General features: G+C 34.1%; 21 protein-coding genes. 16 read left to right on the forward strand and 5 right to left on the reverse strand.

What is annotated here, in order from left to right:
• Positions 1 to 5 precede the first annotated feature (5 nt).
• From AC1DTM_RS01175 to AC1DTM_RS01190, 4 genes are all read left to right on the forward strand, one after another.
• Positions 6 to 1,595: a recombinase family protein gene (locus AC1DTM_RS01175; protein ID WP_476999972.1), complete on the forward strand. Its 1,590-nt coding sequence runs from the start codon at positions 6 to 8 to the stop codon at positions 1,593 to 1,595.
• The gene (locus tag AC1DTM_RS01180; RefSeq protein WP_476999973.1) at positions 1,580 to 3,223 is read left to right on the forward strand and encodes a recombinase family protein; all 1,644 of its coding nucleotides are present in this window, start codon (positions 1,580 to 1,582) and stop codon (positions 3,221 to 3,223) included. The genes AC1DTM_RS01175 and AC1DTM_RS01180 overlap by 16 nt, the downstream gene beginning before the upstream one ends.
• Before the next feature lie 66 nt (positions 3,224 to 3,289).
• Positions 3,290 to 4,966, forward strand: a complete 1,677-nt coding sequence (locus AC1DTM_RS01185; protein WP_476999974.1) for a DUF5050 domain-containing protein — start codon at positions 3,290 to 3,292, stop codon at positions 4,964 to 4,966.
• Between the two features lie 229 nt (positions 4,967 to 5,195).
• Positions 5,196 to 6,074, forward strand: coding sequence for a radical SAM/SPASM domain-containing protein (locus AC1DTM_RS01190; RefSeq protein ID WP_002159675.1), 879 nt, complete (start codon positions 5,196 to 5,198; stop codon positions 6,072 to 6,074).
• Between the two features lie 36 nt (positions 6,075 to 6,110).
• On the opposite strand, the gene pepF is transcribed toward AC1DTM_RS01190, so the two are convergent.
• Together pepF and guaC are read right to left on the reverse strand one after the other, a co-directional pair.
• Positions 6,111 to 7,928, reverse strand: a complete 1,818-nt coding sequence (gene pepF, locus AC1DTM_RS01195) for an oligoendopeptidase F (RefSeq protein WP_476999975.1) — start codon at positions 7,926 to 7,928, stop codon at positions 6,111 to 6,113.
• Positions 7,929 to 8,066: 138 nt separating this feature from the next.
• On the reverse strand, positions 8,067 to 9,050 hold the full coding sequence (gene guaC / locus AC1DTM_RS01200) for a GMP reductase (RefSeq protein ID WP_088099754.1): 984 nt from the start codon (positions 9,048 to 9,050) through the stop codon (positions 8,067 to 8,069).
• A 240-nt stretch (positions 9,051 to 9,290) separates the two neighbouring features.
• On the opposite strand from guaC, the gene AC1DTM_RS01205 reads away from it, so the two are divergent.
• Together AC1DTM_RS01205 and AC1DTM_RS01210 are read left to right on the forward strand one after the other, a co-directional pair.
• Complete coding sequence (locus AC1DTM_RS01205; RefSeq protein WP_476999976.1) at positions 9,291 to 10,322, forward strand: acyltransferase; 1,032 nt, start codon at positions 9,291 to 9,293, stop codon at positions 10,320 to 10,322.
• A gap of 265 nt (positions 10,323 to 10,587) precedes the next feature.
• Complete coding sequence (locus tag AC1DTM_RS01210) at positions 10,588 to 12,033, forward strand: DEAD/DEAH box helicase (protein ID WP_016106790.1); 1,446 nt, start codon at positions 10,588 to 10,590, stop codon at positions 12,031 to 12,033.
• Between the two features lie 41 nt (positions 12,034 to 12,074).
• On the opposite strand, the gene AC1DTM_RS01215 is transcribed toward AC1DTM_RS01210, so the two are convergent.
• On the reverse strand, positions 12,075 to 12,635 hold the full coding sequence (locus AC1DTM_RS01215; protein ID WP_002035007.1) for a DUF1836 domain-containing protein: 561 nt from the start codon (positions 12,633 to 12,635) through the stop codon (positions 12,075 to 12,077).
• Between the two features lie 164 nt (positions 12,636 to 12,799).
• On the opposite strand from AC1DTM_RS01215, the gene trhA reads away from it, so the two are divergent.
• Together trhA and galE are read left to right on the forward strand one after the other, a co-directional pair.
• Positions 12,800 to 13,447, forward strand: a complete 648-nt coding sequence (gene trhA / locus AC1DTM_RS01220) for a PAQR family membrane homeostasis protein TrhA (protein ID WP_002159679.1) — start codon at positions 12,800 to 12,802, stop codon at positions 13,445 to 13,447.
• 217 nt (positions 13,448 to 13,664) lie between these two features.
• Entirely contained in the window at positions 13,665 to 14,681 is a 1,017-nt protein-coding gene (gene galE, locus AC1DTM_RS01225) for a UDP-glucose 4-epimerase GalE (RefSeq protein WP_016106789.1), read from the forward strand.
• Positions 14,682 to 14,838: 157 nt separating this feature from the next.
• Here the strand turns inward: galE and AC1DTM_RS01230 are convergent, their stop codons facing one another.
• The gene (locus AC1DTM_RS01230) at positions 14,839 to 15,240 is read right to left on the reverse strand and encodes a hypothetical protein (protein WP_016106788.1); all 402 of its coding nucleotides are present in this window, start codon (positions 15,238 to 15,240) and stop codon (positions 14,839 to 14,841) included.
• Positions 15,241 to 15,763: 523 nt separating this feature from the next.
• Here AC1DTM_RS01230 and AC1DTM_RS01235 point away from each other — a divergent pair.
• The 4 genes from AC1DTM_RS01235 to AC1DTM_RS01250 all read left to right on the forward strand — a co-directional run bounded on the left by AC1DTM_RS01235 (position 15,764) and on the right by AC1DTM_RS01250 (position 20,718).
• Positions 15,764 to 16,354, forward strand: a complete 591-nt coding sequence (locus tag AC1DTM_RS01235; protein WP_002159682.1) for an AmiS/UreI family transporter — start codon at positions 15,764 to 15,766, stop codon at positions 16,352 to 16,354.
• 97 nt (positions 16,355 to 16,451) lie between these two features.
• The gene (locus AC1DTM_RS01240) at positions 16,452 to 17,330 is read left to right on the forward strand and encodes an NAD-dependent epimerase/dehydratase family protein (protein ID WP_256416242.1); all 879 of its coding nucleotides are present in this window, start codon (positions 16,452 to 16,454) and stop codon (positions 17,328 to 17,330) included.
• 387 nt (positions 17,331 to 17,717) lie between these two features.
• Entirely contained in the window at positions 17,718 to 18,788 is a 1,071-nt protein-coding gene (locus AC1DTM_RS01245) for a nitric oxide synthase oxygenase (RefSeq protein WP_256416243.1), read from the forward strand.
• 361 nt (positions 18,789 to 19,149) lie between these two features.
• Positions 19,150 to 20,718 carry a BCCT family transporter gene (locus AC1DTM_RS01250; protein WP_002113189.1) on the forward strand — a complete coding sequence of 523 codons (1,569 nt, stop codon included), beginning with the start codon at positions 19,150 to 19,152 and terminating at the stop codon, positions 20,716 to 20,718.
• Positions 20,719 to 20,777: 59 nt separating this feature from the next.
• Here AC1DTM_RS01250 and AC1DTM_RS01255 read toward each other — a convergent pair whose 3' ends face one another.
• On the reverse strand, positions 20,778 to 22,076 hold the full coding sequence (locus tag AC1DTM_RS01255; RefSeq protein WP_256416244.1) for an MFS transporter: 1,299 nt from the start codon (positions 22,074 to 22,076) through the stop codon (positions 20,778 to 20,780).
• Between the two features lie 330 nt (positions 22,077 to 22,406).
• Between AC1DTM_RS01255 and lytS the strand changes: the two genes are divergently transcribed.
• The 4 genes from lytS (at position 22,407) to lrgB (ending at position 26,187) form a co-directional block, all read left to right on the forward strand.
• The gene (lytS, locus tag AC1DTM_RS01260; protein WP_002113187.1) at positions 22,407 to 24,176 is read left to right on the forward strand and encodes a two-component system sensor histidine kinase LytS; all 1,770 of its coding nucleotides are present in this window, start codon (positions 22,407 to 22,409) and stop codon (positions 24,174 to 24,176) included.
• Positions 24,154 to 24,879, forward strand: coding sequence for a LytR/AlgR family response regulator transcription factor (locus AC1DTM_RS01265; RefSeq protein ID WP_016106783.1), 726 nt, complete (start codon positions 24,154 to 24,156; stop codon positions 24,877 to 24,879). Before lytS ends, AC1DTM_RS01265 begins: the two co-directional genes overlap by 23 nt.
• Before the next feature lie 132 nt (positions 24,880 to 25,011).
• On the forward strand, positions 25,012 to 25,443 hold the full coding sequence (gene lrgA, locus AC1DTM_RS01270; RefSeq protein ID WP_016106782.1) for an antiholin-like murein hydrolase modulator LrgA: 432 nt from the start codon (positions 25,012 to 25,014) through the stop codon (positions 25,441 to 25,443).
• Positions 25,444 to 25,479: 36 nt separating this feature from the next.
• Complete coding sequence (gene lrgB, locus AC1DTM_RS01275) at positions 25,480 to 26,187, forward strand: antiholin-like protein LrgB (RefSeq protein WP_476999977.1); 708 nt, start codon at positions 25,480 to 25,482, stop codon at positions 26,185 to 26,187.
• Positions 26,188 to 26,327: the final 140 nt, after the last annotated feature.

Here is a 26,327-nt window from a genome sequence, read left to right on the forward strand (position 1 = left end):
TTTATATGAGTATTCAAGTTGCGCTGTATATTCGTGTAAGTACATATGAGCAGGCTGAATATGGTTTTAGTATTGAAGCGCAAAAGCAGCTACTTGTAGAGTATTGTACGAATAATGACCTTAGTGTATACAACGTATATGGAGATGTTGGAATATCAGGAAAAAGTATAAAGGGAAGAAGCTCCCTCCAGCAAATGCTACATGATGCGAAACAGGGACAGTTTCAAGAAGTGATTATATGGAAGAGCAATCGATTGGCAAGGAATTTGGTGGATTTACTTCATATTGTCGAGGTACTTAAAAGTTGTGGGGTAACAGTGAGAAGTCTAAGTGAAAAATTTGACAGTAGTACTCCAATAGGCAACTTTACCCTACAAATGTTAGGAGCAGTTGGGCAACTAGAAAGGCATACAATTTTGGAGAATTCTAGACTTGGACGGAAGCAAAGGGACAGACAAGGGGAATACTGCGGTGCAAGAATTCTAGGATATAATGTAATCTCGAAGGCTGCTTGTTTAGAAAAGGGTCGAGAATCTAATTTAGTGGTAAATGAATCAGAGGCAAAACTGATTCGGCAAATTTTTCAATGGTATGCAGAAGGTAGTGGATATAAAGCAATTGTAAATAAACTGAATAGCAAGGGTATTCGTACTAAGTATAATAAGGCTTTCTCAATTGGAACTGTTCGTAAAATTTTAAGAAATGTTGTCTACATTGGAAAAATCCGTTTTCATGAAGAAAATAAAGAACAGATTGTAAATGGAAAGCATATACCTATTGTTTCAAGTGAGATATGGGAGACAGTACAGTTTCGTATGAAACAAAAAAGCAAACAACAAAAAAGAGATTATACAAAAAAGGTTGTATATGTCCTTTCTTCCCTTCTCTTTTGTCCGATATGTCAAAGTTCTATGGTAGGTGTAGGTACAGGAAAAGTATTACGAAATAATCAAGAATCCGTAAGGATTTATCGTTACTATTCATGTAGTAAACGTATCAATAAAGGAACCAATGCCTGTAGCTTTTTACCTATTCAAGCAGATTATATAGAGCAACAGGTATATAAAAGTATAAAAAATATTATAGATCAACAAAACGTCACTGAATCTTTATGTAAAAATAAAGGAATTATGGATGATGATAAAGAGAAAAGACTGAGTTTAAAGATATTATTGGAACAAGAGGAAGAACTAAAAATAAAAAAGGAGCGGCTGTTTAGTGAATTTGAAGAGGAACACATTTCGGCCAAAGTATTTAAAAAGAAACTAATTATCATCAAACAAGAGATGGAGAAGTTAATTCGGGAAAAACAACAACTAGAAGAGTTTGAAAATTATAAAAATAAAACATCTTCTTCAAAGAAAGATATAGATCAAATTTTTACTAATTTACATCAATTGTTATTTGAGGAAAATAATGAAAAGAAAAAAGAATTTTTAGCATCTGTTATTCACAAAATCGTATTGGATGAAAAGCAAAAAGTACAGAATATCGAAATGAAGTTGGATAAAAACGAGAAACAAGAGATAGATATTTTTACAATTTATCATAAAAATGTGAAAAGTGAAGAGGGTTATGTATGCAACATCTCATAAGAGTAGCTATTTATGCAAGGGTCAGCACAGAGGAGCAAGCAGAACATGGGTATTCCATCGATGCGCAACTGGAAACATTACGGAATTACTGTAAAATGCATGGGAAATTACTTACAAAAGAATATGTAGATCGTGGAGTTAGTGGTAAGTCAATCAATGGTAGATATGAACTTCAGAGGATGTTACGTGATGCAAAGAATCATGAATTTGATGAGTTAGTTGTTTGGAAAATTTCACGTCTAGCTCGAAAGACAATAGATCTTCTTCGTATTGTAGAAGAATTAAGCAAATATAATATATCATTTCGTTCTTTTAGTGAGAACTTTGAAACAGAAACTCCTATGGGGAAATTTGCCCTTCAAATGATGGGGGCTGTAGGGGAATTAGAAAGGAATACAATTGTAGATAATGTCAGAATGGGTATGAAACAGAGAGCACGCGAAGGGAAATGGAATGGTGGGGTTGTTCTAGGCTATAAAAGTATTTCTGTTGATGCTAAAGGAAAGCACAGTAAAGGAACAAAATTAGTAATTGTAGACGAAGAAGCAGTCATCGTTCGCAAGATATTTGAACTGTATGCATCTGGTAAAGGATTAAAGGCAATTGCTAATAAAATTAATTATGAAGGATATAAAACAAAAAAGGGTAATACATTCAGTACAGATTCTGTAAAGCAAATTCTGTTAAACCCTATCTATATTGGAAAAATTCGATTCAACCGTTTTGAAGGATGGAATGAGCATCGAAGAAAAGGAAAGAACGAGAATTTTATTCAAGAGCAGGGAGACCATCAGCCTATTATTAGCTTAGAGCTATGGGATAAGGTACAAGCCATTCAACAGAAAAAATCTCATACTGGTATTAGGAATTTTGATGGAAGATTTCTACTGACCGGACTTATGAAATGCCCAAAATGTGGGGCGTCTATGGTTGCGAGTAGGACGAAAAGTAAGTTGAAAGATGGAACAATAGTAATTAGAAGATATTATTCCTGTGGAGCCTTCCGTAGTAAAGGAAGCTCTGTATGTAATGCCAATAGTGTAAGAGCAAATTATGCAGAACAACATGTCATGGAGCGATTAACAGAAGTGGTAAATGAGAAAAGCATTCTCAAAGATATCATAACTGCTACGAATAAGCGGAAGAAAGAGAGTATTAAGCCGATGAGGCAAGAATTATCTGCTATAGAAAAATGGATCGAACAACTTGAAAGCAAACGTAAAAAATATTTTGCACTTTACGAAGATGATTTTATAGAGAAAGAAATGTTTTCTTCTCGGCTACATGAACTGCAAGAAGAACAAGAAAAGCTTTCAATTCGCAAATCAGAGATTCTGTATAAGTTGGATGATGAACCCCAAAAGCCCCTTTCATATGAGTATGTAAAAAGTGTAATGAAAAATTTGAAAGACTTGTTGATTGTTGTGCCAGCTGAACAAAAGAAAATTTTGCTCCATCTTTTTATTAAGGAAATTAAGTTGGATGCGAAGAGAAAAATAGAGTTTATAGAACTACAGTTTGATGAATATAATCAGAAACATTGTTTACAAAAAACCTTATCCGAGAATGAATCGGATAAGGTTTTATTTATGGATGGAATTCTAAAATTTAATTTACGAATATTATAACATTATTTTCAGATATAAAAATAATGTTATAATTTTATGTGGTTAATTTTGTAAAGGGGGATATGTATGCTTTCTACAATAGGTTTTATTTTAAGTATAATTGTAGCAATTTGTGCAATTACTTTACTAATAACAGGATTGTTCAATCCTAATTTAGTTTTATGGTGGTTAAAAGGAAAAGAGAAAAATCGTTCAGTCGTGTTCAAAGTGTATATTTTTATTATAAGTTTAGCTATATGTTTGGGGATTATCTCGTTTTCTACGGGAATACATCGTAATAATTTACAGTTAATGTTTTTATTCCTGTTCTTTATCTGTTTGTTTATTTGGATTATAGGATTATTTTTCCCAAAATTAATTTTTACAAAAGGAAAAAGATTAAGGCTGAAAAGTGCTATTTTATTTGGTATAAGTGCAGTTCTTTGTCTAAGTCTATCGATATTATCTGCACCTAAATATAATAAAAAGGAAAAACAACAAATTGCAGCAATAGAACTAAAAAGGGAAGAAGCAAAAGCGAAAGAAGAAGCAAAAGCAAAAGAAGAGGAAAAAGTGAAAAAAGAGGCTAAGGCAAAAGAAGAGGAAAAAGCGAAAGAAGAAGCAAAAGCAAAAGAAGAGGAAAAAGTGAAAAAAGAGGCTAAGGCAAAAGAAGAGGAAAAAGCGAAAAAAGAGGCTAAGGCAAAAGAAGAGGAAAAAGCGAAAAAAGAGGCTAAGGCAAAAGAAGAAGGAAAAGTAGAAGAAGAAAGAGCATCTAAAAAAGATGTTAAGAATGTGAACAAGGAACCTAATAATTCCATGGGGAATTCCATGGGGAATATTGTAAATGGAGGAGTTGTAGCAAATCAAGGGGACTGGATTTACTATCATTCGAAGGACCTAACATTATATAAAATGCAGAAAGATGGTAGTAAAAAGACTAAATTAAGTGATGATAGACCGTATTATATTAATGTTGTAGGTGATTGGGTTTATTATGCTGCGTACTCTAAAATGCATAATGGGATGGAGATATATAGGGTTAATTTGGATGGTAAAAATAAACAAAAAATAACTAATCATGCAAAAGAATATAATGATACACAAATTGAACAAGCTTTGGGAGATAGCCATAATATTTTTAGAATTGAGAATATGATTGTAAATGGTGATTGGATTTATTATTTAATAGAAATCCAAGATAAAACATCCCATACGGATGAAAAGGCACTTTATAGGATTAAGGTAGACGGTACAAACAAAACAAAATTAGTTCATACGTCATTCTTTTACATTAATGATAATTTTATTTACTATAAAGATAAGGTTGATATTCCGGAAGAAAGGTATGAAATCTATCGAATGAATTTAGATGGTACAAATAAGGAAAAAACAAAATCATTACTAAGTGATTTTAGATCTTTTTCTGTAACTCAAAATTATATTGTTCTTAATGATGATTATGAAGTATCTAGATATAATATAGATAAAAATTTAATGGAAAGACAAGTGCTTGAAAATGTAAGTTACCACACCTCAGTAAATCTTAATAATGACGAAATTTATTATAATAGTTCGGATAATGATGAAGAATTTATTCATCGGATAGATATAAAGAATGGTACTAAGAATAAGATTTCAATCGAAAATTATGGAAGTACAATAGAACGGATAAATATTATTGAAAATGATATATTCTTTATAGGGAGGAATGGTAATGTGTATAAAGTATCTAAAACAGGTGGGAGTATATCACCCATAAATTAATATATAAATTCGCTATTAAACACGTTACGGTGAACCGTATCATAAATAAATTTTTCCTTTGTATATAAAGAGTAAAAAAGACCATTGGACAAAAACCACCGATGGTCTTTTAAACATTAATAGGTAGTACGAAGGTTTCCTAAAATAAGTATGTTTCTATTTATAAAAAAGTGTGTTGTAATATGAAGAGGAAAAAAGTATAAGTAGTCATAGAAGTGAGGAATTAAAGGTGAAGAAGTTTAAAAAGTTTTACTTGGAGATTACGAGTGTATGTAATCTTGCGTGCAGCTTTTGTCCGCCGACGGAAAGGCAGAAGCAATTCATTTCTGTGGAGGATTTTGCTAAAAGATTAGACCAAATTAAACCTCACACAGACTACATCTATTTGCACGTGAAGGGTGAGCCATTGCTCCATCCGAAAATAGATCAACTATTAGATTTAAGCCATGAAAAAGGGTTTAAAGTTAACATTACAACGAACGGAACGTTAATTAATAAGAGAAGACATAGACTGTTAAATAAGCCTGCGTTAAGACAAATGAATTTTTCACTGCACAGTTTTGATGGACACCCAGGATCGCAAGATAAAGAGGGCTATGTAAGGAGTATACTTTCTTTCATTAGAGAGGCGACAAGTCAATCGGATTTAATTGTTTCGCTAAGGTTGTGGAATTTAACTCAGGATAACAAAACGAATCTTGAAATTCAACGGAATAGAGATTTATTATCTATTATCGAAAATGAATTTGATCTTTCTTATAACATTGAAGAGAAGCTTACACCAGGAAAAGGTATAAAAATTGCAGAACGTGTATTTATTAATCAAGATTATGAATTCCAGTGGCCAGCATTACATGAAGAAGAGGATGATGGAAAAGGCTTCTGTCATGGACTTCGTAATCAGGCTGGAATCTTAGCGAACGGAACGGTTATTCCTTGCTGTTTAGATGGTGAGGGAATTATTAACCTTGGAAATATTAATAATGATTCATTCTCTAATATTATTGAAGGCGATAGAGCGCAAAATATTGTAGATGGATTTTCCAAAAGGGTTGCAGTAGAAGAACTGTGTAGAAAGTGCGGATACCGCAAAAGATTTGGAAAGTAAATATAGAATAAGCCCTCATAAAACGAGGGCTTATTTTTATTCTTGATAAGAGTGCTCTAGTTCATCAATTAAGGAACCGACGTAAGAAACAGCTTTACGGATTGCATCTGGTTTTGACATGTCTACTCCAGCGTGTTTCATTAATTCGAGTGGTTTCATCGTACCGCCTGCGCGGAGTACGTTGAGCCAGCGATCAACAGCAGGCTGTCCCTCTTCCTGAATCATTTGGGCTACAGCGGTAGATGCAGTTAGGCCTGCTGAATATGTGTAAGAATATAAGCCCATATAATAGTGAGGTTGACGCATCCATGTTAAACCAGCGCCTTCATCAATTTCTACGGAATCTCCCCAGAATGTCGAAAGGACCTTTGTTTTTATTTCAGTTAAAGTTGTAGCTGTGAGTGCTTGCCCTTCTTCTGCTAGAGCGTATACTCTTCTTTGATATTCTCCCTCAAGTAGATGGGTAACGAAGTTGTGGTAATATGTGCCGAGTAGTTGCAGAATAACCCATCTGCGCATTCTCTTATCTTCAGTAGTCGCAAGTAAATGCTGAGCTAATAGTAATTCATTCATCGTTGATGGAGCTTCAACAAAGTACATAGAAGGACGTACATTCATAATGCGCTGATTTTTATTTGCTAAATAAAAATGACCAGCATGTCCAAATTCATGAGCTAATGTGAAACACCCGCGCATCGTACCCTGCCATGTAATTAAAATATAAGGGTGAGAACCGTATGGGCTAGAGCAGAAGGCACCTGTTGATTTTCCTACGTTATCTGCAAGGTCTACCCATCTTTCTTTGAAGCCCTTTTCGATAATGGAACTATATTCATTTCCTAATACTTTTAAAGAATCTTGAATGAGTTTGCCAGCTTCTTCGTAAGTGATTGTTGGATTAAATTCAGGATCTAACGGTGCATGTAAGTCACAGAAAAGCATTTGATTAACCCCTAATACATTCTTTTTTAAATCTGCAAAACGGCGCATATGAGGCGCTAATTCGTTATAAATAATATCTAGTTGGTTGTTATACATTTCAAGTGGAACTTTTTGAGGTTCTAAAAGCATATGGGTAACGGACTCGTACTTGCGCAAACGAGAAAGCGCCACTTGTTTTTTTACTTCAGTAGCATATGTTGTTGCAACTGTATTTTTATATCGTTTCAATGTGGAAACAAATGATGAATATGCTTTTTTACGTATATATGCGCTTGGAGAAAATTCATATTTGCTTTCGAATAATGCAAACGATACAGGCAAATCATTTCCCTGTTCATCTTGTATAGAAGGGAAATCCATATCGGCTAATTTAGTCATGCCGTAAATTTTGTAGGGTGAACTATGAACTTCGCCGAGTGCAGCAAGAGCTTCTTCTGTTTCAGGAGAGAGAGTGTGCTGCCTCTTTTTGAGTATCTCTAGTAATGATTTACGGAAAGGTTCAAGTTTTATTTCCTCAGTTAAATATTTTTCAATTATTCCCTCCTTAAGTGAGAGAATTTCGTTATGAATAAAGGATAGTGCGGTATGTACATTCGTTCCTAGAGCGGAAGTTTTGGAAGAGTTCGCTTGAATAACTGAATCTGTACGATCAGCGGATTCTTTTAAATTTGCATATGCGCCGAGTTTTGTTAACTTCATTAAAAGCTCTTCTTCTAAAAGTAGGCAATTTAATAAGGTAGCGGGGCTAGTGTGTAATTGTCCTTTAAATGCATCAAGTTTTTTTATATCGTCTGTTAATACACGTAATGCAGTTTCCCACTCTTTATCAGATTCGTATAAATCAGAAAGGTCCCATGTCAATTCAGTAGGGACTTCCGCGCGAATAAGGCGTTTCTCAATTACATTTTTCATTTGTTATATCCCCCTTATTATAAGTATCTAAAAACATGATACTAGAAAATTCAGTGAAATGAAAATATTTTACATTTTTATACATGAAAAAGAAGGACAAGCATTTTTTATGCTTGTCCTTCTAGTTAAATTTATAAATTAATATACTTTGTCACCGTTGAAAATAGAGTTTTTCACGACTACATAATCTACAGTACGAATTGCGTCTAATTTTGTTCCACCAGCGTAAGAGATAGAAGATTGAAGATCTTGTTCCATTTCGATTAAAGTGTCTTCTAAAGAACCTTTATGCTCAACGAACATTTTCTTACCTTCAACGTTTTTCTTCTCACCTTTTTGGAATTCAGAAGCTGAACCGAAGTACTCTTTATAAAGTTTGCCATCTTTTTCGATTGTTTCCCCTGGAGACTCTTCATGACCTGCGAATAGAGAACCGACCATAACCATAGTTGCTCCAAATCGAATTGATTTAGCTACGTCGCCATGTGTACGAATACCACCGTCAGCGATAATTGGCTTACTTGCAGCTTTTGCACACCAGCGAAGTGCAGCTAGCTGCCAACCGCCAGTTCCAAAGCCTGTTTTAATTTTAGTAATACAAACTTTACCAGGTCCAATGCCAACTTTTGTTGCATCAGCACCAGCGTTTTCTAATTCTCTTACCGCTTCTGGAGTTCCAACGTTTCCAGCGATAACGAAGCTTTCTGGTAAATGTTTTTTAATATGTTGAATCATGTTGATCACAGCGTTAGAGTGACCATGTGCGATATCGATTGTAATGTATTCAGGTGAAAGTTGCTCAGCAGCTAATTGTTGTACGAATTCGTACTCGTCTTCTTTAACACCAACGCTGATTGAAGAAATTAATCCACGTGATTGCATATCTCTAATGAATGAAATTCGTTTCTCTGGTTGAAAACGATGCATGATGTAGAAGTAATTATTTTCAGCTAAATAAGTTGCGATTCTTTCATCAATAATCGTTTGCATATTTGCAGGTACGACAGGTAATTTAAATTTATGTTTTCCTAAAGTGACAGTTGTATCACATTCGGATCGGCTATTTACAATACATTTTGCAGGAATTAATTGAATATCTTCATAGTCAAATACGTTTTCCATCATTTACACCCCTAAAATACGAATATTTTATTTAGTTTCTTTGAAAATGTTCGTCCAAAAGATAATTTACATTATTTTCACTAATAAGTCAAAGGTTTTAATGTTTATATTAAAAAATTAAGTTTATTTAGGTTTGTTATAGGTTGATATCGTCACAATTTGTTTTAATATATCGGAATTTAATATAAAATTATGTGTGGTAAATAAAAAATTAAATATGTAAATTTAGGAGGGGTGTTAATGAACCGATTAGTGTATATGGATTGGTTGCGTGTATTAGCGACAATTGCAGTCGTTACAATTCATGTTGCTGCTGGCTATGTTTCCATGTTAGATGCAAATAACGTGTCGCGCTGGATGGCTGGTAACCTTTTTGAATCAATTTCACGTGCCAGTGTTCCAATTTTTGTGATGATTAGTGGTGCTTTATTATTAAAGGGAACGAAAGACATTTCTATTGGTGATTTTATACGGAAGCGTGCAAGTAAGGTAATTATACCTTTTGTAGCTTGGAGTGCTTTATTTTACTTATACGGGGCTTATGCGGGATATTTCCCACGTTCGATAAAKCAGGGGATAAAGTATTTTCTAACAGATAGTATTGGTGGACATTTATGGTTCATGTACATGATTGTAGGGATATACTTAATTACACCTTTACTGAAAATTTTTGTGAAGAATGCTCAAAAGAGGGAGATAGAGTATTTTTTAATTTTATGGATATATGCATCTGTTGTGGTTAATTTAGCAAAATATTATTACCCTATTAACTTTAATATTGAATTATTTTATGTTACGAATTATGTAGGATATTTTCTACTTGGTTATTATTTATCAAATTATGATATTGTTAAAAAATGGAGGACTATCGCTTACGTCGGAGGAATCGTAGGATTTAGTACTACATTCTTTATTACATATTACTATACAGTCCAAGCAAATGGACAATTGGACCAGTTTTGGTATGGATACTTTGCTCCAGGTGTTGTACTTATGACAATTGGCTTATTTATATTCTTTAAATATTATTTCCAAAATTCGGAAAGGGAATTACCATTTTTATTACGCGGTATAAATCAAACGAGCCTTGGTATTTATATCCTTCACTTTTTCTTATTAAATAACTATCTGTACAGGGTCTTTCCAAAGGTAAATGAACATGTACATGCAATCTTGGCGATACCTATTAATGTGATGATTACAATTGTCCTTAGTATGTTAATCACTTTAGTGTTGCAAAGAATACCGGTTGTAAAAAAATTAGTCCCATAAAGTGAAACTTTAATCAGTGGGGGTTTTGTTCATCCCCCCACTGATTATTAGCCTTCACCAATCGGGCGTTTACTGCCCACAAATAGCGGGATAGAAATGAATATAGTTTAGAAGGGCAGACTTATTATTAGGGCTGCCTTTTATTATTTAAGAATTATACTTAGATAAATTAAAAACATTGGTGTAATATAGTATCTTAGTATAACTCGACGTGAGATATGGAGAATAGGGTTATTTAAATATAAAATTCAAATGAGGTTAATATATGAATAAAAAAAGCTTTAGTAATTATGCATTAAGTAAAGAAATAATACGAGCACTTACTGGTTTAGGATATGAACATCCAACGGAAGTGCAAGGAGAGGTTATTCCAGTTGCCTTGCAAAAGAAAGACCTTGTCGTGAAATCACAGACTGGAAGTGGAAAAACCGCTTCATTTGGCATACCACTTTGTGAAATGGTGGAGTGGGAAGAGAATAAGCCACAAGCTTTAGTTTTAACACCGACGAGAGAGCTTGCGGTGCAAGTAAAAGAAGATATTACGAATATAGGCCGCTTCAAAAGAATTAAGGCCGCTGCAGTTTATGGTAAATCTCCATTTGCACGTCAAAAATTAGAGTTAAAGCAAAAAACACATATTGTAGTTGGGACTCCTGGCCGTGTGTTAGATCATATTGAAAAAGGCACTCTTTCTTTAGACCGTTTGAAGTACTTAGTTATTGATGAAGCAGATGAAATGCTAAATATGGGTTTTATCGATCAGGTAGAGGCAATTATTGACGAATTACCTAAAAAACGAATGACAATGCTATTTTCAGCAACACTTCCAGAAGATGTTGAAAAGTTATCTCGTAAGTATATGGGCTCTCCAACTCATATTGAAATTAAGGCTGCCGGGATTACAACAGATAAAATTGAACATACACTTTTTGAGACGAGAGAAGAGGAGAAGCTTTCACTTCTTAAAGATGTAACAACGATTGAGAATCCAGATAGTTGTATTATTTTTTGCCGTACGCAAGAAAATGTAGATCACGTATTTCAACAGTTAAAGCGGGTTAACTATCCTTGTGACAAAATACATGGTGGTATGGTACAAGAAGATCGTTTTGAAGTTATGGACGATTTTAGAAAAGGAAAGTTCCGTTATTTAGTAGCGACAGACGTAGCTGCTAGAGGAATTGATATTGATAATATTACACATGTTATTAACTATGATATTCCATTAGAAAAAGAAAGTTATGTACATCGTACGGGAAGAACGGGACGAGCTGGTAATAACGGGAAAGCTATTACATTCATGACGCCGTATGAAAATAGATTTTTAGAAGAGATTGAGGAGTACATTGGCTTTGAAATTCCAAAGGCACTTGCACCTTCAAAAGAAGAAGTTATGAAAGGGAAAGCAGTATTTGAGGAAAAGATACATGCTAAACCAATTATAAAGAAAGATAAAAATGCAGATCTAAACAAAGGAATTATGAAATTGTACTTTAATGGCGGGAAGAAAAAGAAAATTAGGGCGGTAGATTTCGTCGGTACAATTGCTAAAATTAAAGGTGTTACAGCAGAAGATATAGGAATTATTACAATACAAGACAATGTTTCTTACGTTGAAATATTAAATGGAAAAGGACCACTTGTTTTAAAAATCATGAAAAACACAACGATTAAAGGGAAACAATTAAAGGTTCATGAAGCAATTAAGTAAACAAAAAACTATCCACCTCTAACAGGTGGATAGTTTTTTGTTTAAGTTTCTTTGAGGTCATCAACTAGTTTCTCTGCTAAACGTCTATACATATTACTCATAGTCACGAAGGATGTTAGTAATAAAAACTTTTCTAGCTTTGGATCTTCTAAGGAAGAAACCTCGTTTACTTCCTTAACACGGTTATTCACGTCTTGCTTAAAGCTTTCCACATTGGTGTCAGTAAGAGAAAGGTAATCTTTATATAGAGTATTTAATTCGAATGTATCATCGTTTATTAACGGTGCATTTATATTTTCTAAGGAGCTTTTTATATCATTAATGGAAAGAGCTCCTTTTAATTGATAAATTAAGCTGATTAAAATCATATGTTCTTTTGAATACTTTTTATTTTTGATAGGGATGAATAATTTCCCTTTTGCGTAATTGTTAATCATTGTTTTTGTTAATACTTTTTCATCATCAGTTCTCGTTGTATCCGCATAAGTATTCTCAAATAGTTGGACAACTTGGTCTACATATAAGTCGACATTTGGGATATCCTCAAGTTTAATACTTTTTTCTAAATGTAATGATTCAAGTAATTTATTTATATTTTCCACGTAGAACCCCTCACTTTTATAACTTAGTGGAACTTAATGTTTAGTATATCTTTAAATATGGTATTACGAAACAAATGAATTGTAAATGTTGACCCGTGCGCATAATGTGTATATAATTACATGTAGTTATGAAAACTACATGTAATTATATGAGGGGTGTTTATATGAATGCTTATGTAAGAGAACCAGTTAATGCATTTACTCACTTAGGAGGAGCTGTATTATCATTTATTGCATTATTAGCTATGCTTGTGAAGGTTTCTGTTAAGATGCCATCTGTTGCTGCAATTACAGCCGTTATTTTATTTGGTATCGGGATGATGGTCCTTTATATGGCGTCAGCTGTGTATCATAGTGTTGTAGCCAGTGAACGTGTTATTTATTTCTTTAGGAAACTAGATCATTCTATGATTTTTATATTAATTGCAGGTACATATGCACCCTTTTGCTTAATTACATTAAACTCGGCAAATGGTTTACTATTATTTTGTTTAGTTTATGCAACTGCGATTTTGGGTATTGTTTTTAAAATGTTTTGGTTTAATTGTCCAAGATGGTTATCGACAGCAATTTATCTTCTGATGGGTTGGTTAATTGTTCTATTCTTTGCACCGCTAGCTGAGAATTTAAGTACAGGAGGTATTATTTTCTTAGTACTTGGAGGCATTTTTTATACAATTGGTGGGTTTATTTACGGTGCGAAGCCAAAATGGTTGGAGTTTAAATATATGGGACACCATGAAATTTTTCATGTTTTTGTATTGTTAGGTAGTCTTGCGCATTTTCTAAGTGTATATTGTTACGTAATTTAACAAACCGGAACGTCCGAATAGCTTTTACTAAAATTTTTGAGTAATAAAAAATGATATAGACAAATATAGATGTTGAAGAGCTACATAACTTAAAGGTTATGTAGCTTTTTTTATATAAAAAAGAAAATTTAAAATATTTAGAATTTCAATCTTGGAATATGATAGGATAGATGTGTATTGAGATTTTATAATTGATGATAAGTGGGGGACTATATATATGGCGATACTTATAACGGGTGGAGCAGGATATATTGGTAGTCATACGTGTATAGAATTATTAAATAATAATTATAAAATTATAGTCGTAGATAATCTTTCAAATAGTTCAATAGAGTCTTTAAACCGAGTAAAAGAAATAACAGGGAAACAATTTAAATTTTATAATGAAAGTGTTTTAAATCGTGAAAAAATGAATGAGATTTTTTTGGAAAATAACATTGAAGCAGTTATTCATTTTGCTGGCTTCAAAGCAGTTGGGGAATCTACTACAATTCCGCTTACATATTATTATAATAATATTATAAGTACGATCATATTATGTGATGTAATGCAAAAGCATAATGTGAAAAAATTTATTTTTAGTTCGTCTGCAACTGTATATGGAATTCCAAAAACATCACCAATTACGGAAGAATTTCCATTAAGCGTGACAAATCCATACGGGCAAACAAAGTTAATGATAGAGCAAATTATGCGTGATGTTGCAAAAGCTGATGGTGAATGGAGTATCGCGTTACTTCGTTATTTCAACCCATTTGGGGCGCATCAAAGTGGCCGTATCGGAGAAGATCCAAATGGGATTCCGGATAATTTAATGCCATATGTAACACAAGTAGCGGTAGGGAAATTAAAGGAATTAAATATATTTGGAAATGACTATCCAACAAGAGACGGGACAGGTGTCCGTGATTATATTCACGTTGTTGACCTTGCAAAAGGACATGTAAAGGCACTTGAGAAAGTACTTGAAACTACAGGAATAGATGCATATAACCTTGGCACAGGGAAAGGGTATAGTGTATTGGAGATGGTTAATGCTTTTGAGAAGGTCTCGGGCAAAAAAATACCTTATAAAATTATCGGGCGTCGTCCTGGGGACGTAGCAATATGTTTTGCTGATGTATCTAAAGCGAAGCGAGAATTAGGATGGGAAGCAGAATATGGATTAGAAGAGATGTGTATAGATTCGTGGAGATGGCAGGTAGATAATAAAAATGGCTATCAAATGATTTAAGGAGGATACTTTGTTTTTATTGTATTTATGTATAATAAAGGAGCCAAAGGTCAGTAATAGTTTTCGTTGAGGAAAAGAAAATTATTACTGACCAAAGCATTTTAATAGGAATTTAGTCTATTGAAGGCTTTATAAATTGGTGATTTGGAAAGAGAAATTAATGAATTCGAATAAGTTGTTTATGGTATACGGTATTACCTTCTTGGCTTGCGTATGGCGGGATGCTTCGTCCAAAACAATTTGCAATAATATTGGAGTGGCCAGGATCAGAAATACGAATTTCATATAAGTGAATAGAGTCATCTAAATCAGCATAAAAAACTGCTAAGTGATTACCTTGTAAAAGATATGGAAATGCTACTTCCGCATTTTCACCAATTAGTACAGGTAATTTTACAGGATTAGAATAGTTAGACCAATCCCAAACCTCTATACTTACATAGTGTGCGTAAAATGCATCTAAATTTACAATGTTTACTACTGCTGAAACTGTTGCAGGCTCTCTTGTTAATACACCTGTGGAGTGAAAAACAGGTTGATTTGGATAATGAAGAGGCATAAATATCAAACCTTCCTTAAAATGATATGATTGTACAATATTTTATGCTAGAAATTAATAGAATGAGGTAGGGGAAATGCATCATCCTACTAATTTTTCATAGAAATAAAAAACGTAATATTGAAAAGAATTCCAATACTTGTATCATGGTTAGAGTACGTTTATAATCAAGGAATCCTATTTAATGTTCTGATAGGGTTATTTATTATTGAAAGCGTTTTAAATCTGTTCTTTTTTAAGGTAGGAAGTCTGACTTATTTGGATTAAAAATTATGTATGTAGTTTTAAATAGGAAGAAAAATAATAAAGTGAAACTTTAATCAGTGGGGGTTTTGTTCATCCCCCACTGATTATTAGTCGAACCAATCGGGCTTTTACGGGCAGTTGATCTCCCACCTAACTTCTTTGCTCCAGCTGAATTTTGAGGTGGGAGTTTTACTGCCCGTTAATGCGGGATAAAGGATCACTTTATATTGTGGGGAGGTTAAAAGTGTGAAAGGGAAAGACTTTCACACGAATATATATGGGTTATGTAGGATTATTACTTTCAGGTGCAGCTTTATTTTTAAATAGTCTTGTTATATTGGGCAAAGTAGAGATGAAAAGCGCAGGTGTTTTTAATTTATTTGTGGGGGCATTACAAATTATCATTCCGTTCTATTTGATTATGATTTCTGATCAAAGTAATTGGACGGTATATTCATATGCAGCTACTTTTTTATTTGGTTTAACTTATTTATATGTAGGCGTTACTTTTATTAAAGGAATGGATAGTAGTGGACTAGGTTGGTTCTGTATTTGGGTAGCAATTATTGCTTTATTCTATATGGTTGTTTCATTTGTTCAATTCCACGATGTTGTTAATGCGTTAACATGGTTTATGTGGGCATTACTTTGGTATTTATTCTTTGTGTTAAATGCACAAAAAAAGAATATCAATCAATATCTTGGCAGAATTGCTTTTGTACAATCATGGGTAACATTGACGTTGCCTTCACTCTTTTATTTTATGGGAGTATGGGGAGAGGGATTCGTATATGAACTATGGGTTTATGTATCAGTAATTTCTATTTTCTATTGCTGCTATTGTATTTTTAAATATCGAGTACGTTAAAGTATCGTATGTAAGAAAGCATGGAATCTTTATAATGATTCCATGCTTTTATTTATATTCATGTTTATAATTAAGGTAGTATTTTACAAAATAGGGGATGACGAAAGTGAAAAAAGTGTTGGTTCTAGGGGGAACAAGGTTTTTTGGTAAGCAATTAGTAGAAGCGCTTTTAAAAGAGGGGCACGATATAACAATTGCAACACGAGGATTTACGGAGGATTCTTTTGGGGATACGGTAAAAAGAATTGTAGTAGATAGAGAAGACGAGAAATTACTGGAAGAGCGCGTAGAAGGTAAAAGTTATGATATTGTATACGATAACTTATGTTATAGCCCGAACGCCGCGAAAGTTATATGTAAAGTATTACGTGGTAGAGTGAAAAAATATGTTATGACATCCTCAATGGCGGTATATGAGCCTGCATTAAACTTGCAAGAAGAGTTCAACCCGTATGAATATTCGATTACGTATGGAGATAGAGGGGATTTCACTTATAGTGAGGGAAAGAGATTAGCGGAAGCAGTGTTGTTTCAACAGGCAACCTTCCCAGTCGTTGCGGTAAGATTTCCCGTTGTTATTGGAGAAAATGATTATACGAAAAGATTACAATTTTACGTTGAACATGTTATGAAACAAGAGCCTATCTTTGTGGATCATGTAGATGGAAAGTTGTCATTTATACATGAAAAGGAAGCAGGAGAGTTTTTAGCATGGTGCGGAATGGGAAACATAGAAGGACCAATTAATGCTTGTAGCAACGGGGTAGTTTCTACTGGAGAAGTTATTCATTTCATAGAAGAAAGAACGGGAATAAAAGCACTTATTCAAGAAGTAGGAGATAATATAGCACCTTATAATGAAGTGACTAATTGTACGTTACATAATGGAAAGGCTCGTGAATTAGGATTTTCATTCCGAGAATTAAATACAGAAATCAAAAATGTTTTACAGCATTACATAAATATACTGAAATAATCATAAATCCCCCGGTGGCAATCCAGGGGATTCTGGAGGATTTCAACAATACTAGTTTTACATCACCAAATTTACCTTACATGTATGATGAATGCTAATGTATCACACCAATGTATGGATCTAGTTCATCATAGTCATATGAAAGATTGGGCAATTGAAATGAAGACGTGAAATTACCTCCTTTCTACCTAAAAAGTTGGTCTAGGTAAAAATAGTTTACTTAAGTAAAAAAATACACTTATTTTTTTCGGAAGTCAACAAAAATTCTAAAAATTTTCTGAAAAATATTACGATAAAAGTAACACTTTTGATTTCGTTTGTGACTCTTATCCTTTTTGCTTATACTGTAAAGTAGTAGTGTCTTGTTGAGATAGAAGGAGATTGTTTATGAGCAAAACGAAACAATTAATAGAGGAAGCAAGTAATTTTATTACCGTTTGCTATAAAGAACTTAATAAAGAGAAATTAATAAAAGAGCGTATGAACGAAATTTTAATAGAGATAGAAAAGACTGGAACGTATGAGCATACATTTGAAGAGCTTGTTCATGGATCACGAATGGCATGGCGTAATAGTAATAGATGCATTGGGAGATTATTTTGGAGTAAGATGCACATATTAGATGCGCGTGAAGTAAATGATGAGGAAGGTGTATATAATGCATTAATTCATCATATTAAATATGCGACGAATGATGGGAAAGTTAAACCGACAATTACGATTTTTAAGCAATATCAAGGTGAAGAGAATAATATACGACTTTATAATCATCAATTAATTCGATATGCAGGATACAAAACGGAAATGGGAGTGATTGGTGACTCACACTCCGCCGCATTTACTGATTTATGTCAAGGTCTTGGGTGGCAAGGAGAAGGTACACATTTTGACGTATTACCGCTTGTATTTTCTGTTGATGGAAAGGATCCTGTATATAAAGAAATTCCTAAAAAAGAAGTGAAAGAGGTACCAATTGAACATCCAGAGTACCCAATTTCATCACTAGAAGTAAAATGGTATGGGGTACCGATGATTTCAGACATGCGTTTAGAAATTGGTGGTATTTCTTATACAGCAGCCCCGTTTAATGGATGGTATATGGGGACTGAAATTGGTGCTCGTAATTTAGCGGATCATGACCGTTATAATTTGCTTCCAGTAGTTGCAGAGATGATGAATTTAGATACTTCTAGAAATAGTACGTTATGGAAAGACAAAGCGTTAATTGAGTTAAATATAGCTGTTTTATATTCTTTCAAAAAACAAGGGGTTAGCATTGTAGATCACCATACTGCCGCCCAGCAATTTCAGCAGTTTGAGAAGCAAGAAGTTGCTTGTGGACGGGTTGTAACTGGCAACTGGGTATGGTTAATTCCTCCGTTATCACCTGCTGCAACTCATATTTATCATAAACCGTATCCAAATGACATTATATCTCCTAATTTCTTCCATAAGTAGTTTGTAATATAAAGGTATCAATCGTGAAATTTAAATTTTTTTTAATTCCTATTAGATAGCAGTTGGAAGCCTTTACTTCTAGCTCTTTTAGCACGCCCTTTTTTGAAACGGCTATTTCCTTGTGTTATAATCAAATTTCTGTTTCGAAGACCTTATAGAAATATAAGGTCTTTTGTTTTGCGTTTTTATGTAAGAGGAATAGAATATTCTTTTAAAATAAAGGATTTAGCATATTTTTAGGGACAACATAAGTGTGTGAAATCACTAAAACATTATACTTATATAATTATTGTGTGTGGAATATAAACAATAAAACATAATGAAGTTGTTTTTTTAGATTGCTGAGGAAGGAGGAAGGTAAATGAGGATGAAGAGTCAAAAAACTGATTGGCCTGTATTTCTTATTAGTGGTGGCTCACTTTTATTATTTGTAATTGCAGTTATTTTAAATAAAAGTTACGTAGAGGGAGTCATTAATAGCAGTTTTACAGCTTCAATTAAATATTTTGGTGCTTTTTGGCAAGTTTTATTAATTGGTACATTTGTCGTTGCGATGGGTATGGCCTTTTCAAAATATGGGAGGGTTAAACTCGGGGGGCTAGATAAGCCTGAGATTAGTACGGCGAAATGGTTAGCAATTATTATGGCTACGCTACTTGCTGGCGGTGGTGTTTTCTGGGCAGCAGCAGAGCCGATGTATCATTTTATGACAGTTCCGCCAATACATGAAGGTGTATCCGCTGGAACGCAAGAAGCAGTCATGCCTGCTTTAGCACAAAGTTATATGCACTGGGGTTTCTTAGCATGGACGATTTTAGGGACAATTAGTGCAGTAGTTATGATGTATGGGCATTATCATAAAGGTATGCCGTTAAAACCTCGAACGCTTTTATATCCTATTTTTGGGGAGAAATTGCGAAAGAGTTGGCTTGGAACAATGATCGATGTGTTTGCAATTATTGCGGTAGCTGCAGGGACAATTGGTCCAATTGGATTTTTAGGACTACAAGCAAGTTACGGATTACAAGCATTGTTTGGAATTCCTGATGTGTTTACTACTCAATTAGCCATTATTGTTTGTGTAGTAGCTGTTTCTACTATATCTGCGGTAACGGGAATTGATAAAGGGATTCAAATTATAAGTGATTTAAATGTTAGACTAGCAATTTTATTAATGGCATTCGTATTATTATTTGGACCAGGTGGATTTATTATTGATTCATTTGTTTCTTCGTTTGGATTTTATATACATGAATTTATTCCAATAAGCACATATCGTGGTGATACAGGCTGGTTAGGGTCGTGGACAATCTTCTTCTGGGGATGGTTTATTGGATATGGACCGATGATGGCAATTTTAGTGAGCCGAATTTCAAGAGGAAGAACGATTCGAGAAATAATCGTTGCAATTGGAATTATCGCACCTATTATTACAACGTTTTGGTTTACTATACTGGGCGGATCTGGTGTGTTTTATGAGTTAATGAAGCCAGGCTCTATCTCGGTGGCATTAAGTGAATCTGGTATGCCAGCAGCTATGATTGCAATTACGCAACAATTACCACTTTCTAATATTATCGGACCAGCATTTCTTTTATTAACAATTTTATTTGTAGTGACAACAGGAGATTCAATGGCCTATTCCATTTCAATGGCAGTGACCGGAGATGGAGATCCTAGAATTAGCTTGCGAATTTTTTGGTCGCTTATTATGGGCGCAGTTGCAGCAATTCTTTTATATATGGGTGAGGGAAGTATTAATGCACTACAATCCTTTATTGTAGTGACGGCTGTTCCTGTATCAATTCTATTATTCCCGATGCTGTGGCTAGCACCTAAAGTTGCAGGGGAATTAGCATTAAAGCAAGGAATTGTAGAAGAAAAAGATAAAACAGCTTTCTTATTCCAGAAAGCTAGTAAATCAAAGTAAATAATAAACAAACATTGAAAAGAGGAAGCATCTTAAGTGAGATGCTTCCTCTTTTATGCTTAATCTAACACTTTTCCCTTTGTTTCGGGTACACATAATAGCATCGTAATCAATCCGATTGGATAGATAATAAAAATTAGGGACAACGCTCCAAGTAGATTGCCGCCCGTAGCGAGTAATCCAATAATAACCGGTCCAAATCCAGCTAACCCACGCCCTGTGCCAAAAATAAAGTTTTCTGCCGTAGAGCGAGCTTCAGCAGGATAATTTTCAGCTAAAATCGCTCCGAATCCTCCCATCATTCCATTTGCAAAGAATCCAAGTAGGGCACTTCCCCATAACAATGATGTCGCATCTGTGAATAGGAAGAAGTAAATGAGGCAGTATATAGTACCGCCAATATAATATAATGAAAATGTTTTGCGGCGGCCAATTTTATCGGCTAGAATACCAAAGGTTGCAATTCCAATTAGCATACCAATAGTAGAAATGAACATCCAACCGCTTGCTTTTGCTAATGTATAGTTATATTTATTCGCTAGAATAGTTGGCATCCATGTGAAAATTCCATAATATCCGAAGTTCTGGATAAATGACATGATAATAAGACCAATTGTTGTTATTGTTACTTTTTTACTTGCAAATAACTTTCGAAGTGGGAACTTTTTCACTTGTTTTAGTTGTTCTGCTTCAGTAGTCGTTAAATTACCTTCATCTTCTTTTTGTAACAATTCCTTTTTGTAGCGTTGTTTTTGTTCCCATATTTTCGGTTCACTTAAACTTTTACGTACATAGACAGCTAGTAAAGCTGGAATTAGTCCAAATAAGAAAACAGCTCTCCATCCAAAATGCGGGACGATAAATGCTGGAAGGAGTGAAGCAACCAGGACGCCAAATTGCCAGCCAAGTGCAACAACTGATGTCGCTTTAGCGCGCATTTCTTTAGACCATGTTTCTGTTACGATGGCCATTCCAATCCCGAATTCACCACCAACGCCCATTCCAACTAAAAAGCGAAGAATTAATAATTGCCAATAATCTGTTGCGAAATAAATAAGTGCGGTTGCTAGTGAAAATAGTAAGATTGTAAAGGCCATTGTACGAATACGACCGAATAAATCAGCAATAAATCCGAATAAATAGGAACCAATTAACATCCCAATTGTTGTGGCTAATGTTAAGTTCCCTCCCTCGACAGGGCTAAGGTGAAATTCTTTTAGAATGTAGACAAGTACGAAAGATAAGAGCAACATATCTAATCCTTCTGCTGCATATCCTAGCGCAGAACCAAATAATGTTTTATATCTTTTTTCTTTCGTCTCCTCTGTTGTTGGTTGTACATCAGTAGTAATGTTCATTATTACTCCTCCTAATTTTCTTCTACAGTCGCTATGGAAGAATAACAAAAGGCCTTCTCACCTGATATGATGAGAAGGCCAAAAAGCATACGTAGCCCCCTTATAAGAGAACATACGTATATTATATTCCGACTTCCTTCTCAACCTCACGGGGTTGGGTTAAAGGACTGTATTATATTACTTTATTTTTAGCACTCTTCTACTAGATTGTCAAATAAAGGGGCGATTGTTATGTGTAAAATATTTCAAAAAGCATTTCATTCTTCTTGACGCACGCTTCATTATTTTCCCATAATAAAACTAACTAATATAAAAAGGAATGAATCACAGATGCTAAATTTAGTACTTATGATGATTGAACGCGTCGGACTTATTGTTATTTTAGGATTTTTACTTTCTCATATTAAAACGTTCCGGCGTCTTCTTCATAAGCAAGACGGATATGTAGATAAGTTTAAGCTTATTTGTATTTTTTCAGTGTTTACAATTGTGAGCAATTACACAGGGATTGAAATAGCAGGAAATACTATTATGAATGAAAATTGGTTACAAGGTGTTTCATCATCCAGCACAATTGCGAATACACGAATTATGGGTGTGGGAATTAGTGGGTTGCTAGGTGGTCCTATCGTCGGAATTGGAGTAGGTTCTATTGCGGGTATTCATCGTTATATGCTTGGCGGGACCACGGCAGTAAGTTGTGCAATCTCATCAATTTTGGCTGGGATTATAACAGGTTATATTGGATACATCTTCAAAAAATATAACCGTACTATTACACCTAAATTTTCTGCGGTTTTAAGTGTTTTTATCGTTACTTTAGAAATGCTTATGATTCTATTAATTATAGAAGATGGACTTAGTGTTGTGAAAACAATTGCGCTACCGATGATTCTTGTAAATAGTTTTGGCAGTTTTATTTTACTTTCGATGATACTAGCTATTTTACGACAAGAAGAAAACGCAAAAGCTTTACAAACGCATAAAGTATTACGAATTGCTGATAAGACGTTACCATATTTCCGCCAAGGGTTAACGGAAGAGTCTTGTAAACATGTGGCACAAATTATTCACCGCTTTACAGGAACAGATGCGGTATCCTTAACAGATACAGAGAAAATCTTAGCTCACGTTGGATTAGCATCAGATCATCATATTCCTTCACACAGTTTAATAACAGGTTTATCAAAAGAAGTATTAAAAACAGGGGAAATAATGAAGGCGAAATCACGTGAGATTATTAATTGTCAACATGAAGGGTGTCCATTACAAGCGGCAGTTGTTATTCCATTAACTTCACATGGAAATACGATAGGAACATTAAAACTTTATTTTAAAAACTCTAATCAATTAAGTCGTGTTGAAGAAGAGTTAGCGGAAGGGCTAGCGAAAATATTCTCCACACAGCTTGAGTTAGGTGAAGCTGAGTTACAAAGTAAGTTATTGCAAGATGCCGAAATAAAAGCGCTGCAAGCACAAATCAATCCGCATTTTTTATTTAATGCAATTAATACAGTATCAGCTTTATGCCGAACAGATGTAGAGAAGGCGAGAAAATTATTATTGCAGCTTAGCGTTTATTTTCGTTGTAATTTGCAAGGGGCACGACAATTACTTATTCCATTAGAACAAGAGTTGAATCATGTACATGCATATTTATCGTTAGAGCAAGCGAGATTTCCGAATAAGTATGAAGTGAAGATGTACATTGAAGAGGCGCTAAAGGTGACTTTAGTTCCACCATTTGTGCTTCAGTTATTAGTTGAAAATGCATTGCGCCATGCTTTTCCAAAAAAGCAGCCAGTGTGCCAAGTCGAGGTACATGTGTTTGAAAAAGAAGGAATGGTTCACTTTGAAGTGAAGGATAATGGACAAGGGATTGAGATTGAACGTCTAGAGCAATTAGGAAAAATGGTAGTTCCATCAAAGAAAGGGACTGGAACAGCTTTATATAATATTAATGAACGACTTATCGGGTTATTTGGGAAAGAGACAATGCTTCAAATTGAAAGTGAATTGGAGCAAGGGACAAAGATCCTCTTTGTAATTCCGAAAAAAGTAGAGGAGGAAAAACGGAGTGTTAAAAGTATTAGTAGTTGATGATGAAATGTTAGCACGGGATGAATTGAAATATTTATTAGAGCAAACAAAAGAAGTAGAGATAATTGGTGAGGCGGATTGTGTAGAGGATGCATTAGAAGAATTAATGAAAAACAAACCAGATATTGTTTTTCTAGATATTCAGTTATCCGATGATAACGGATTTGAAATCGCAAATATATTAAAGAAAATGAAAAATCCACCTTCAATTGTGTTTGCTACTGCATATGATCAATATGCGCTGCAAGCATTTGAAGTAGATGCATTAGATTACATTTTAAAGCCATTTGATGAAGAACGTATCGTACAGACATTAAAGAAATATAAAAAACAAAAGCAAATAAAATTAGAAACAAAGCAAGATGTAACGACCGAAATGCATAAATTAGCATTACCGATTGAGGAATCAATTGTACTTGTTAATATTGAAGATATTATTTATGTGGGGCTTGTAGATGGGAAAGTAACTGTAAAAACAATGAAAGAAACATATGTAACACATGATACGCTTGTCATTTTGGAAAAGAAATTACCACAAACAATTTTTATGCGTGTTCATCGTAGTTTCGTTGCTAATATTAATCATATTTCTGAAATACAGCCGTGGTTTAATTCGACTTATAACTTAATTATGAAAGAGGGATCCAAAGTCCCAGTTAGCCGTACATATGCAAAAGAACTTAAAAAGCTGCTTCGTATTTAAGAAGCAGCTTTTGTATTTCACCGTATGATTATTGTAATTGGCTGTATATATTTGACATCCCGTTATGTAAACGCTTACTTTGGTGTTTATATCCTATAAAATAAAGGTACCAAATCAAAAGAGGTGGCCAAAATGAGCACAAAAAAAGTATATGGTTTTCTATCACAAATATTCGTTTTTTCAGCTATTATGTTAGTTTCTAATATTATCGCAACCCATTTACCAATTCCGATGCCTTCATCAGTAATCGGGTTAGTCGTTTTATTTAGTCTATTATGTTTAAAGGTTATTAAATTGGAGCAAGTTGAATCACTCGGAACAGCTTTAACAGGTATTATCGGATTCCTTTTCGTCCCGTCAGGTATTTCAGTTATTAACTCTCTTGGTGTAATGAGCCAATATTTCGTACAAATTCTAACTGTAATCGTTGTCGCAACAATTATTTTACTTGCTGTAACAGGTTTATTTGCACAATTGATTTTAGGTAAAGATGACAAAGAAACAAAAGATACAAAAGAGTTGAAAGTTGTAAACAAAGGAAGCAAACACGGAAAAGTCGCGTGACTATTTTAGACCATACATGGTTAGGAGGTAATGAACATGACAAGCACAATGACTCCATATTTCGGAATCGTCGTTTCATTAATTGCATACGGAATCGGAACGTTTTTATTCAAACACTCAAAAGGATTCTTCTTATTTACACCATTATTCGTAGCAATGGTATTAGGGATTATATTTTTAAAGGTAGGTAACTTTACCTTTGAGGAATATAATACGGGCGGAAAGATGATTAGTTTCTTCTTAGAACCAGCAACAATCGCATTTGCAATTCCATTATATAAACAAGTTGATAAGTTAAAAAAATATTGGTGGCAAATTTTATCGGCTATCGTGGTTGGATCTATTTGTTCAGTGGTTGTTGTGTTCATTGTCGCAAAAGCAATTGGTTTAGATACAGCTGTAATGAACTCAATGTTACCGCAGGCAGCAACAACAGCAATTGCATTACCAATCTCTGAAAGTATCGGTGGTATTCCAGCAATTACATCATTTGCAGTTATCTTTAATGCAGTTATCTTTAATGCAGTTATCGTATACGCATTAGGAGCTTTATTCTTAAAAACATTTAGAGTTAAACATCCGATTGCTAAAGGTTTAGCTCTTGGAACAGCGGGACATGCGTTAGGGGTTGCAGTAGGTATCGAAATGGGTGAAGTAGAAGCAGCTATGGCAAGTATCGCTGTGACAGTAGTTGGTGTTGTAACAGTAGTTATCATTCCGATGTTTATGCCATTCATTGGGTAATATAACTTACTTAAAAAAATATAAAAGCAAGCTATTTGTAGGACGGATTTCTACTGATAGCTTGCTTTTTATGTTACAGTAGTGGTAAGACCTATTGAAGAATAAAAGTTTCCTTAAATCTTCATTAATACTGTGCATAA

The organism is Bacillus sp. P4_D3, assembly GCF_056401855.1.